Origin of the sequence: Reinekea marina (genome assembly GCF_030409715.1) — a bacterium.
Classification (GTDB): Bacteria; Pseudomonadota; Gammaproteobacteria; order Pseudomonadales; family Natronospirillaceae; genus Reinekea; species Reinekea marina.
On sequence record NZ_JAUFQI010000001.1, the window covers coordinates 1926771 to 1939325 of the forward strand.

Sequence of the window (12555 nt, forward strand, 5' to 3'; positions counted from 1 at the left end):
ATAATACCCACCTTTAACTCTATCGAATCATAAAGGGTAGTATGGCGCGTAAATTTAAGGCCTTTTTCGGGCTGCTTGTTCTGTTTGTAGTGGTCTGCAGTGCCATAATGGCTTTGAACTTGGCAACTGGCTCACCTGGAGAGGGCTTGTTAGCCAAAATATACATTCCTTTAGCGTTTATTAGCCAAGCCTTTGCCTTTTCACTATTGCTAGCCGTGGTACTACTGCCATTCTTACTTTTACCCTTGCCTTTTGTTATTTCTCTATACGCAATTTTGGCAGGTACTACTTGGTTGCTGTTAGCCGTAGATGCTTGGGTGTTCAGCGTGTATCGGTTTCATATAAATGCCTTCTTTATAAAGATGTTATTTGTTGACCGTGCCGGTATGGGCGTGGGCAATGGAATTCTGCTGGTGGGGTTTGTTGCTTGGTTTGCTTTTATGGGGTTCACCTATTGGTTAGCGACGAAAGCTTTAGTTATATTAAGCAGGTTAAGAACAGGGCTTATCTTTAGTTTTTTGGCCGTGTTGTTAGTTATTGGGCAGGGTATACATGCGTGGGGATATGCCCACAACATGGGCGCTATTGTCAGTCTTACGCATACAGTGCCGTGGTATACGCCGTTAACGGCGACCACTAAATTAAAACAATTAGGCTGGTTTAATGAAGCCTTGGTAGAAGACAACCTCGTGCTTAAAGAGGGCAAGGTGAGTGGTTTTAACTACCCCGCAGAGCCCATTCAGTGCGTGGCAGAGAACACGCCAAATATCGTCATAGTTTCAGTAGAAAGCCTTCGATTCGATAGATACACCCCTGAAATTATGCCAAATATCACTGAAATTGGCCGAGAGTCGCTCTATTTTAGCAACCATTTAAGTACGGGGACGGTAACCGACAGAGGCGTATTCGGGTTAATCTATAGTCTGTCTCCAGTGTTCTTTAACAGTGCTATGGGTGCTGGCAAGCAACCGGCTTTAATAGAAAGCACTCAACAATTGGGTTACCAACATTGGGTGTTAGCCAACCAAGATATAGAAGTAAATAAACTCGATACGTTGTTGTTTAATGGTATTGAACCGTTACAAAGCCAAGGTAAAGGCGCAGTTTATGAAGGTGATGCCAATTTAATTAAACAATTTAAAAAGCAGCTCGAAGCTAACCCAGAAGGCCAGCCGTTTTTCAGCTTTCTATTATTTAACGGGTCACATTTCCCATACTGGACGCCACCCAATTACCCAAGCCCGTTTTTACCGGCTGAGCAGCTTCGTATTTCAAAAGTAAAGGATGACACCGAACCAAAGCCCTACCTAAACCAATACTCAAACTCTATTCATTACTTAGATACTTTGGTAGGCGAGTTAAAAGCAACGCTGCAAGCGAATAACCAGTGGGAAAACACCATAGTTGTGATCACCGGCGACCATGGCGAAGAATTTAAAGACCAAAACGAACCCTATTGGGGGCATGGCAGCAACTTTACCCAATACCAAACCCAAGTGCCGCTCGTTATTCATTGGCCGGGCAAGCAGCAAGAAGTTAATTACCGAACTTCTCATGAAGATATTGCCGCCACCTTGGTGACCGAAGCACTAAGCTGTGATGTAGCGTTTGAAAGCATCTCAACCGGCGAATCTCTATTCAGCGATGCTCAACGAGTGAATATAGTGGCCAGTTATGTAAACCAAGCCATCATAGTGGATGATTCGGTGAATGAGTTATTACCTGGCTTTGTAAAAAGCTACAGTTTGAAAAGCGTAGATGACAAAGTAGAAACACCAGTTTCTGCAATTAAAGGTGTTCAGAAAATCTATCAATATTTTAGATAAGGGCTAGTTGCAAAAATCAGATATGAATATTCGTTTGATAAACATAATAGCGTTCATGCTAGTGGCCACGCAATCTTGTGCGAGCAACGCGCAACTGAACAGTGCCTGCTCAACTAATTGGAAAATAACGGGCTACTACACGCCTGTAGAAAGTGAATATAATGGCAAAAATGCAACCATAACCGTAACAGGCATAGGCACATTATCTTTTAATCAAAGTTTTCTAAAAGATGTAAAAATGGAAGGCTGGGGTAAAACCCGGCATGATTGGTACTTAGGCTATTATGGCCAGCGTTGGCATAAAAGCAATAAGCCCCTAAACGCTTTAGGGCAAGCGCTGGTAATTGGTACTGCCGCAACAGACCATAAATATATAGGCAGTGGCCAGCAGTTTTATGTTAATTCTAGCGCTGAGCTATTACAGAAACAGGTGTTTAAAGCGGGAGATGTTGGTCAAAAAATCAGAAAAAAGCATGTCGATATTTATACGGGTGAAGGCAGCCTAGCAAAGATTCAAACTTGGGAATTAACAGGCGAAGGAACCATTTGCCTCATATAATTAGAAAGGATCATTGATGTTAGCAAGTAGATTAAAAAACACAGTAATAAGGCTTCTGTTGAGTGTTTCTCTAACGAGTTTTGCGCTCCCAGTGTTGAGTAGTGAAGTAGGGCGCTATGAGCAAATAGTAGAGCTTAATCGCAAGGTGTTGTTTCTGTTGTCTTCCGGTGCCGATAACGCCGTGGCGACACAACGGGACACCTTCATCTCACGCAATTACTATTACTATAAACAGCAATTGTTAGAGCAAGCATTAGATGATTTTCTAACCTTGCCTGCCAATGAGCGTGCCATTAAAGTAAATCAATTTTATAGCTTCTTACACAGCGACCAAGTAAGAGCAGCCGATGCTATAAGTTTTATCGATCTTATCGATAATCTATTGTTAGAGCACAGCCAAGCACCTTATTTAAGCCAAACAGAGCTGCGGCAGCTTCGCCAGTTAGAACAGCAAATTTTAGTCATCCAAGATACCTATCAAACAGATATTACAGAGCTAACCAGCGCATTGGTTACACGAGGGTTAGAGTTAGAACCTTGGCAAAATTATTTAGATTTCTTGCAAACGCAATATACACGCAACGATATTTATGAAGAGTTTAATCAGCAAGCACCTGCCTTAGAGCAACCCGCCGTTCGTGGTGCTGAAGATAACAGTAAATCGGATTTAGTATGGGGTTATGGCATTCCAGATAAAACCGTGGTCTTAACTTTTGATGACGGTCCACACAACCGCAACACCGCTGCAATATTAGATACGCTAAAAGAGTTCAATGTAAAAGCCTATTTTTTTGCAGTAGGTAAAAACGTAGGCTCGGTTAACGGTGATGCTGTGAAACTGAGTAAAAGTTCAGCGCAACTGCAAAGAGCGTTAAGTGAAGGTCATATATTAGCGAACCACAGCTTTAGCCACCCCGTACTAACAAAGCTTTCTGATGATAAACAAAAGAAAGAGCTAGAAGACACCAATACATTGCTTAAAACGGTCTCGGGTATAGATGTGACCAGTTTCCGACCGCCTTATGGAGCTAAAAACGATCAGCTCGTTCAGCTTTCGCGAGAAACGGGCATGCGCTCTATTATGTGGAATATAGATTCAAAGGACTGGGCAGACCCAATGCCAGAATCTATCGTAAAAAGAGTTATGGCCGATCTCGCCACAAAAAAGAAAGGCATATTACTGTTTCACGATATACATAAACAAACTGTTCAAGCCTTACCTGAACTGTTAAAAGCCTTAGACGAAGAAGGCTATAAAGTAGTCGATATTGACGGTAACCCATTCGACTCTGTTAATAATAAAAAGCCAGCCGAACAACCTACCGCAGCCCCTGTGGCCAGCCAGCTTTACGGTAACAGTTGGGCGTTAGTTATAGGCGTTAACAAGTATCGATATTGGCCGCAGTTAAGCTATGCGGTAAACGATGCACATGGCGTAAAAGAAGTGCTACAAAATAAGTATGGCTTCGAAGAGGAACGTATTTTTACCTTACTGGATGAAAACGCCAGCCGAGAAAATATAACTGAGCATTTAGCCAATATTTTATCCGACCCAGACCGTGTAAAACCAAACGACAGAGTGTTTATTTTTTACGCTGGCCACGGTATGACCCGAGTATTACCTTCGGGGCGCAACCTTGGGTATATCATCCCATTTGATGCTGAGCTGGATAAATTTCACAGCAAAGCTATTTCAATGACACACCTACAAGACTTCTCAGATATGATCCCAGCGAAGCACGTTTACTTTGTGATGGACTCTTGTTACAGCGGAATAGCCTTAACTCGAAGTGGTGGTCGAGCTGCGCGCTCTAAATATTTAGAAGAAATTGCATCAAGACAAGCTCGACAAATTCTAACCGCAGGCGGTGCCGATCAAGAAGTGGCCGATGGCGGTGCAAATGGGCATTCAGTATTTACGGGGATGTTACTACAAGGGCTGGAAGGCGCTGCCGATTTAGACCAAAATAATATAATTACCGCCTCTGAGCTAGGTGCCTACGTTTCTCCACGAGTATCTGAAAACTCTAACCAAACACCGGCCTTTGGTAACCTGGTGGGCAGCGAAGGAGGTGAGTTTCTATTTGAACTCGCACCTGTGAATATTTCAGATGCCTCTTTAAGCGAAGAAGAACGATTAAAAGCTGAAATATTAAAGCTCGAAAAAGAAAACATCATTTTAAAACGACAAATTGCCGAACTTTCTAATACTCAAATTGCGCATAACTTAGTGCGCGGCAGTTTAGAAGACATTAGCCAGTTATCGCTTACCCAACGCAAATTAAAAGCCAATGAACACCATGGCAAGGGGTTAAAGTTCTATACAGAAAAAGATTACAAAAATGCCTTAAGCGAACTGCATACCGCTTTAATGTATAACCCTAGTAACCCAGGCATAACCAACGATTACGGCTTTGTGTTGTTTAGAGATAAGCAATATAAACAAGCCCTTTTTTGGTTAGAAAAAACCATCGAGTTAGATGCCAAGCGTATACCAGTCTATTTAAACATTGCCGATACCCTAGTAGCGTTAAACCAATTGAGCGAAGCGGTGCCATATTATCAGTACTACTTAGAGGTATATCCAGACAGTCCATTGAAAGATCGAGTAGATGAGTTTTTAAATGCGCGTGGATAAAGCTTTGCAAAAAACCAGCGGAGTACAAGCCCTGTTGGCATTGCTGTTCATAGTACTTGTAAGCTTAAGCGTATTAAGCAAACCGATTCAGCCATCGGTTGAGTTTAAAGCGCCGGCTTTGCCTGACCTGGCGGTGCAAAAAACCATGCAATCATTAGCGCTACCTTCAGAAACAAAAATGGTACACGCCTCTTATATTGAGCAACTACCCAATAACCGGCAGCTACTTTACTGGTTTGGAGGCAGCCGAGAAGGGCATAAAGATGTGCAAATTTACCGTGCAGTTGTGCAAAATGGTGAAATTGTAGAGCCGGTGAGTGCTGTGCTATCGGCCCCCATGCTCAGTGAGTTATCAGGCCGTTACATTAAAAAATTGGGCAACCCAGTGGCTAAACACCACAACGGCAAGCTTTATGTGTGGGTAGTTAGCGTAAGCGTGGGTGGCTGGGCAACCGCTAAAGTAGATATGTTGATTTCTGAAGATGAAGGCAAAACCTTTGTGTACGGAGAAAAGCTAAATACTTCGCCGTTTTTTAACATCAGCAACCTAGTGCGCAACCCACCTGTAGCCACAAGCCAAGGCTTTATATTACCAGCCTACTTTGAACTTAACCGTTTAGACCCGCTTTTCATTCACTTAGACACAAACATGCGCATGCAGCACGCTCAAACTTTGCCGATGAACGCTATTCAACCCATTTTGATTCCAAATATAAAAGATAACACCGCCAAAATATTTGCAAGACCAATTGAGCAAAAAAACATACAGGGCGGATTATGGAATCCAGACGGTAGCCGTTGGGAGGTTAGCGGAATAGAAAGCCTGCCTAATGATTCAGCCGATTCGGCCGTAGTGCAAATAGGCGAAGATAAATTATTAATGGTACATAACGGCGGCAACGGGCGAGGGCAGCTGTATTTGAGCATTTCAGAAGATGGGGGTGAGCATTGGCAGATTGCGAAAACCCTAGAAGACCAACCAGGTGAACGCTTTGCATACCCATCAATGATAATTGGCAGTGATGGCATGATTCATATTAGCTACACCTATAAGCGCCAGCACATTCAGTACATTCGCGCCACAATACCTGCTTTATTAGCGGAGGCTCAATAATGCTCGCTTACTTATATGCCGTGTTCGATTTACCTTCGGTAACAATTCTTGCGCTAATCGCCATTAACTGCCTACCAAAAAAAGCTCAAGCACTTTTAGGTGTATCCCAGCAAACAAAGCTAATAGCGTGGCACTATTTTGGGTTGCTTAGCCTAGTGGTTATAGTCAGTTACTTAATGGGTGCAACGGCATTGTATGAGTTGGGTTATAACTATGTAGTAATAGTATTCTTGCTACCTATTCTGGTGTTTGCTATCGCAACGACCAATTTAGCATTAACCGCGCTTATAATAGTTCAAGTCGGGGTGTGGCTGATATTCAGCCAAAGTTACTTAAATTTATGGGATGCATTGGTTGGCGAGCTGTTGTTGATTGGCTATTTGGCGATTCTAATTACAAAGCTTTTGAAACTTTCGATAAATACCGTAAAAACCTATTTGAAATTAGAAAAGCCCTGATTTCAGCTACGCCATCAAGGTGTTAACATGCAGCCATTAAATCGTTTTAAATTAAAGGAGTAACAATGAAAATAGCAATAGCAGGGACAGGCTATGTTGGGCTTTCTAACGCTATGTTGTTAGCACAACATAACGAAGTGGTAGCGGTAGATATTATCGAAGAAAAGGTTGCGATGCTGAATAAAAAGCAATCACCGATCGAAGATGTAGAAATAAGCGATTTTTTAACCAATAAAAAGTTAAATTTTACGGCAACACTCGATAAACAGGCCGCCTATGCAGACGCCGATTACGTAGTGATAGCCACCCCGACTGATTACGATCCAGAAACCAATTACTTCAACACCAAAAGTGTTGAGTCTGTCGTTGCGGATGTTATGGCCATTAACCCAGCAGCAACCATGGTTATAAAATCGACCGTTCCCGTGGGTTATACACGGCAATTAGTTGAAAAAACAGGCAATAAAAATATTATATTTTCGCCTGAGTTTTTACGTGAAGGAAAGGCTCTGCACGATAACCTATACCCAAGCCGAATAATTGTAGGTGAGCAAAGCGAGCGAGCTGAGAAATTTGCCGAATTGTTAAAGCAAGGCGCTGTTAAGCAAGATATATCGGTGCTGTTTACAAATAGCACAGAAGCAGAAGCCGTAAAGCTGTTTTCTAACACCTACCTAGCCATGCGCGTAGCCTATTTTAACGAGCTAGACTCTTATGCAGAAACTCACGGCTTAGACTCAAAGCAAATTATTGAAGGCGTAGGGCTAGACCCGCGCATAGGCAACCACTACAACAACCCAAGCTTCGGTTACGGCGGTTATTGCCTACCAAAAGATACCAAGCAACTGTTAGCCAACTTCCAAGACGTACCTAACAACATTATCGGTGGCATAGTAGACGCCAACACAACCCGTAAAGACTTCATCGCAAACGCCATATTAAAGCGTAACCCAAAAGTAGTGGGTATTTACCGCCTAGTAATGAAAACAGGCTCCGACAACTTCCGAGCATCGGCCATACAAGGCGTAATGAAGCGTTTAAAAGCCAAAGGTATAGAAGTTATCATCTTCGAACCAGCTTTTAAGGAAAATAATTTTTACAACTCTAAAGTGTATACCGACCTAAGCGCATTCAAAACCGCTTCCGATGTAATCGTAGCCAACCGCCGTTCGGAAGACCTACTAGACGTAGCCGATAAAATATACACAAGAGACCTATTTGGCAGCGATTAAACCAATACACTAATTACCAAGTAGGAGTCTTCGAAACGCGGTGAAGGTGCGACAAATAAACATATATGTCGCGTCTTCATTGCATTCCGAACACACCTATAAACCACCGTTTTTTGTACTTTTAGGCTTCGTGTTAACCCAAATCTTAGCCATTCCCTTTTGAACTTACCCGCAGCCCGCAGCTAAAACCCCCCCCCAGTGCTTGCCCCTAACAGATAGCCCCTATATAATCCGCGTTCAACTCATGAACACCTTGAATTTAAAGGCGTGACAAGCACGACATGCTAACCGATGAACTCCGATATAAACTGCTAAAAGCACTTGAGCAGAACCCAAACTTAAGCCAACGGCAGCTTTCAAAAGAGCTGGGAATTAGTTTGGGTAAGGTAAACTACTGCATAAATGCTTTGTTAGATGTAGGCTTGATAAAGGCACAGAACTTTAAAAATAGTCAAAATAAGCTAGCCTACGCTTATGTTTTGACGCCTAAAGGCATTGAAGATAAGGCAGAAGTTACTACTCGGTTTTTGCATAGAAAGTTGAGAGAGTATGCTGAAATAGAGCGTGAGATAGAGAATATTAAGGCCGAGCTAGTAGAAGGTAAGCTAGTTTGAATGGATCTGTGTTGAATTAAGTTGTGGGCTAAGTATTGCTCTTTTAGATAATTCGATCAGGCATTTTAGTTGTTATAAATTAAATCTAGGATGACAATGAAAATTTTAGTGACTGGCGGCGCAGGCTTTATTGGTTCTGCTGTTGTTCGACATATTATTAATAATACTCAAGACGCTGTCGTAAACATAGATAAATTAACATATGCTGGTAATTTGGATAATTTAGCCGATATTAAAGATTCCACTCGCTACACGTTTGAGCAGGTTGATATATGCGACAAGGCGGAGTTAAATCGAGTGTTTAAGCAGCATAATCCAGACGCAGTTATGCACTTGGCTGCAGAAAGCCATGTAGACCGTTCAATTGATGACCCAGCAGCCTTTATTGAAACCAATGTTGTGGGTACATTTAATTTGCTAGAGGCGGCACGTTGTTATTGGCAGAAGTTAGATAAAGCAATGCAGCAAAAATTTCGCTTTCATCATGTGAGTACTGATGAAGTTTATGGCGATTTACCGCACCCAAGTGAACAGGAAAAAGTTGAAGATTGTTTGTTTACTGAATCAACAGCTTACGCGCCTAGTTCGCCTTATTCAGCAAGTAAAGCAGGTTCGGACCACCTAGTTCGTGCCTGGCTCCGTACATACGGAGTTCCTATTGTTGTTACAAACTGTTCGAACAACTATGGCCCGTACCATTTCCCAGAAAAACTTATTCCGCACGTTATTTTAAATGCGCTGCAAAATAAGCCATTGCCAATATATGGTAAAGGTGACCAAATACGAGATTGGCTGTATGTAGAAGACCATGCAGAGGCGTTGTATAAAGTTATTTCAGAAGGGGAAGTGGGAGAAACTTATAATATTGGTGGTCATAACGAAAAACAGAATATTGAGGTGGTAGAAACCTTGTGTGATATCTTGCAGGAGCTCAGACCGACTGATAAAGCCTATCGAAGGTTAATTACACATGTTGACGACAGGTTAGGGCACGATCGCCGCTACGCTATAGATTCGAGTAAAATTGCAAATGAACTGAACTGGAAACCTAAAGAAACGTTTGAATCGGGCATGAAAAAAACAGTGCAATGGTATTTGAAGAATGAGGCATGGTGGCAACGAGTATTGAACGGAGAGTACCAGTTAACTCGTTTAGGTCAAAGTGAATCTCAGGGCGAAAACTTATGAAAGGTGTAATTTTAGCAGGTGGCTCTGGTACACGGTTATACCCAATAACTCTGGGTGTATCTAAGCAGCTGTTGCCCGTCTACGATAAACCGATGATTTACTACCCGTTGTCAGTACTTATGTTGGCTGGTATTCGAGAAGTATTAATTATTACTACACCAGAAGACCAAGCAGCATTCAAAAGGCTTTTAGGTGATGGTGGTAATTTCGGAGTTGAGCTGGAATATGCTGTTCAGTCTTCGCCAGACGGTCTTGCCCAAGCTTTTATAATAGGCGAAAAATTTATAGGCGAAGACGATGTTTGTCTAGTGCTAGGTGATAATATTTATTACGGTCAGGGCTTCACCCCTAAGCTTAAAGAGGCGGTGAACAAGTCTAGAGAAGGTAAGGGTGCAACTGTTTTTGGATATCAAGTAAAAGATCCAGAGCGATTTGGTGTAGTCGAGTTTGATAACAATATGAAGGTGCTTTCGATCGAAGAAAAGCCCGCAACACCAAAATCTCATTATGCTGTAACCGGGTTGTATTTTTATGATAACCGTGTAATCAATATCGCTAAGAAAGTTAAGCCTTCTATTAGAGGTGAGCTGGAAATTACTAGTGTAAATAACGCTTACCTAGAGCTTGGGTATCTAAATGTAGAACTGCTAGGGCGAGGCTTTGCATGGCTAGATACAGGCACCCACGAAAGCCTATTAGAGGCAGCGCAATTTGTTGAAACCATTGAAAAACGTCAAGGTTATAAAATTGCCTGTTTGGAAGAGATTGCGTTTAACAATGGTTGGTTGAGTGCTGAGCAATTGATAGCACTTGCTGAACCGATGAAGAAGAATAGCTATGGCCAGTATCTAATGAGTTTAGCTGAGGATTCTCTATGAGTTTGATTAATCTGGTTGACTTGCCAGACTTAGGGGATGATCGAGGTGGATTAGTCTCGATCGAAGCAAACAAACATATCCCTTTTGCTGTTAAGCGTGTTTACTACATATTTAAAACACATGAAGATGTGGCACGCGGTTTTCATGCCCATAAAGAGCTAAAGCAATTGGTCATCTGCGTTTCAGGTAGTTGTAAAATGGTGATGGACAATGGTATTTCGAAAGACGATGTTATTTTAAATACGCCAAAAAAGGGTTTGTTGATAGACAGCTTAGTTTGGAGGGAAATGCATGATTTTAGCGAGGATTGTGTCTTATTGGTCTTAGCAAGTGAATATTATGATGAGTCTGATTATATACGTAATTATGATGAATTCTTGAAGAAGGCGGAGCCATGATGTTTATTCATGCATTAGCAGATGTTCAAAGCAAAAATATAGGTATGAACACGAAAGTGTGGCAGTTCAGTGTAGTATTAGGTGATGCTGTAATCGGTAGGAATTGTAATATTAATGCACAAGTGTTTATTGAAAATGATGTGGTTATTGGTGATAACGTAACAGTGAAATCTGGTGTTCAAGTATGGGATGGTACGCGTATTGAAGATAATGTGTTTATCGGACCAAACGTAACGTTTACTAATGATGTAATGCCGCGATCAAAGCAATATCCAGAGAGGTTCCTAGGGATAACAATTAAAAAAGGTGCAAGCATAGGAGCTAACGCTACAGTGTTACCAGGTATAACTATAGGAGAGAATTCTATGGTTGGCGCAGGCTCTGTAGTAACAAAAGATGTTGCAGACAATGCAATTGTAGTTGGTAATCCAGCAAAAAAAATTAGGTGTTTAGCATGATTCCATTTTTAGACTTAAAAGCCATTAATGCAATGTATCGAGATGAACTGGTTGAGGCGTCTACTCGAGTTATTGACTCTGGTTGGTACATAACAGGCAATGAGCTGGAAGCTTTTGAGCAAGAATTTGCAGCCTATTGCGGAACAAAACATACCATAGGGGTAGCTAACGGATTAGACGCACTAACTCTTACTCTCCAGGCATGGAAAGAGCTCGGTAGACTAAAGGATGGAGATGAAGTTATTGTGCCTACTAACACTTATGTAGCTAGTATCCTAGCAATAAGTGCAGCTAACTTAACTCCCATATTAGTAGAGCCTGACATAAAAAATTACAATATATGTCCAGTTAGAGTAAGGCAAGCTATCTCTCCAAAAACAAGAGTTATTTTGCCCGTTCATTTGTATGGTCGATTGGCTGATATGCCAGCAATTTTAGAAATCGCAAATGAATATGATTTGTTGGTGCTAGAAGACTCAGCGCAAGCCCATGGAGCATGCGTAGATGGAAGAAAATCAGGTAGCTGGGGTGACGCGAGTGGGTTCAGTTTTTATCCCGGCAAAAACTTAGGAGCTTTAGGCGATGCAGGGGCAATTACAACGAATGACGATTCACTTGCTGAAACTTTGCGGGCATTGCGAAACTACGGTTCACATGAAAAGTATAAAAACTTATTTCGAGGTGTGAATAGTCGATTGGATGAAATACAAGCTGCAATGTTAAGGGTAAAGCTTAAGTATCTAGATAAGGAACTACAGCATCGACGAAAAGCAGCTAGTGCCTATGTAGACGGAATTAATAACAATAAAATAATATTGCCTGTTAATAATTTAACCCCTAACTCAGTTGAATTCGACCAGAATGTTTGGCATGTGTTTACAGTACGTTGTGAGCAGCGTGCGTCGTTACAGAAGCATTTAACAGAGCATGGTATTCAAACGCTAATTCATTATCCAATTCCACCTCACAAGCAACAAGCTTATGAAGAAATGAAAGATAAAAACTATCCAGTGAGCGAGCTTATACACGAGCAAGTGTTGAGTTTACCTATTGGACCAACTATCACGTCTGAAGAAGTTAGAAGCGTGATTAATGCCTGTAATAGTTTTGGAGATTAATAAATGGCAGACGTAGTATTTCTGGATTGTACCCTTAGGGACGGCGGCTATTATAATTCGTGGAATTTTTCTGA

The 12555-nt window shown here is 41.7% G+C and carries 14 protein-coding genes; 13 read left to right on the top strand and 1 reads right to left on the bottom strand.

The genetic code is table 11. The annotated features are described in order from the left end of the window. Positions 1 to 19: 19 nt before the first annotated feature. Positions 20 to 157, bottom strand: coding sequence for a hypothetical protein (locus QWZ13_RS10235; protein WP_290281682.1), 138 nt, complete (start codon positions 155 to 157; stop codon positions 20 to 22). Between QWZ13_RS10235 and QWZ13_RS10240 the strand changes: the two genes are divergently transcribed. The 13 genes from QWZ13_RS10240 (at position 147) to QWZ13_RS10300 (ending at position 12481) form a co-directional block, all read left to right on the top strand. Further along, the gene (locus tag QWZ13_RS10240) at positions 147 to 1826 is read left to right on the top strand and encodes a sulfatase-like hydrolase/transferase (protein WP_290281683.1); all 1680 of its coding nucleotides are present in this window, start codon (positions 147 to 149) and stop codon (positions 1824 to 1826) included. The genes QWZ13_RS10235 and QWZ13_RS10240 overlap by 11 nt on opposite strands. A gap of 22 nt (positions 1827 to 1848) precedes the next feature. Further along, complete coding sequence (locus QWZ13_RS10245) at positions 1849 to 2385, top strand: 3D domain-containing protein (protein WP_290281684.1); 537 nt, start codon at positions 1849 to 1851, stop codon at positions 2383 to 2385. A gap of 16 nt (positions 2386 to 2401) precedes the next feature. Further along, positions 2402 to 5023, top strand: a complete 2622-nt coding sequence (locus tag QWZ13_RS10250; RefSeq protein WP_290281685.1) for a polysaccharide deacetylase family protein — start codon at positions 2402 to 2404, stop codon at positions 5021 to 5023. Beyond that, complete coding sequence (locus tag QWZ13_RS10255) at positions 5010 to 6137, top strand: exo-alpha-sialidase (RefSeq protein WP_290281686.1); 1128 nt, start codon at positions 5010 to 5012, stop codon at positions 6135 to 6137. The genes QWZ13_RS10250 and QWZ13_RS10255 overlap by 14 nt, the downstream gene beginning before the upstream one ends. After that, entirely contained in the window at positions 6137 to 6595 is a 459-nt protein-coding gene (locus QWZ13_RS10260) for a hypothetical protein (RefSeq protein ID WP_290281687.1), read from the top strand. Before QWZ13_RS10255 ends, QWZ13_RS10260 begins: the two co-directional genes overlap by 1 nt. 65 nt (positions 6596 to 6660) lie before the next feature. After that, positions 6661 to 7827: a nucleotide sugar dehydrogenase gene (locus QWZ13_RS10265; protein ID WP_290281688.1), complete on the top strand. Its 1167-nt coding sequence runs from the start codon at positions 6661 to 6663 to the stop codon at positions 7825 to 7827. A gap of 40 nt (positions 7828 to 7867) precedes the next feature. After that, positions 7868 to 7990, top strand: coding sequence for a hypothetical protein (locus QWZ13_RS10270; protein WP_290281689.1), 123 nt, complete (start codon positions 7868 to 7870; stop codon positions 7988 to 7990). A 118-nt stretch (positions 7991 to 8108) separates the two neighbouring features. After that, entirely contained in the window at positions 8109 to 8441 is a 333-nt protein-coding gene (locus tag QWZ13_RS10275; protein ID WP_290281690.1) for a MarR family EPS-associated transcriptional regulator, read from the top strand. 96 nt (positions 8442 to 8537) lie between these two features. Further along, entirely contained in the window at positions 8538 to 9629 is a 1092-nt protein-coding gene (gene rfbB / locus QWZ13_RS10280; RefSeq protein WP_290281691.1) for a dTDP-glucose 4,6-dehydratase, read from the top strand. Beyond that, positions 9626 to 10507: a glucose-1-phosphate thymidylyltransferase RfbA gene (rfbA, locus tag QWZ13_RS10285; RefSeq protein WP_290281692.1), complete on the top strand. Its 882-nt coding sequence runs from the start codon at positions 9626 to 9628 to the stop codon at positions 10505 to 10507. The genes rfbB and rfbA overlap by 4 nt, the downstream gene beginning before the upstream one ends. A gap of 20 nt (positions 10508 to 10527) precedes the next feature. Next, a complete protein-coding gene (locus tag QWZ13_RS10290) occupies positions 10528 to 10905 on the top strand; it encodes a sugar 3,4-ketoisomerase (protein WP_290281693.1) in 378 nt (125 codons plus the stop codon). Positions 10906 to 10949: 44 nt separating this feature from the next. Then, entirely contained in the window at positions 10950 to 11363 is a 414-nt protein-coding gene (locus tag QWZ13_RS19920; protein ID WP_353959014.1) for an acyltransferase, read from the top strand. A gap of 71 nt (positions 11364 to 11434) precedes the next feature. Beyond that, positions 11435 to 12481 carry a DegT/DnrJ/EryC1/StrS family aminotransferase gene (locus QWZ13_RS10300; RefSeq protein WP_290283331.1) on the top strand — a complete coding sequence of 349 codons (1047 nt, stop codon included), beginning with the start codon at positions 11435 to 11437 and terminating at the stop codon, positions 12479 to 12481. The last annotated feature ends 74 nt before the right edge of the window (positions 12482 to 12555 follow it).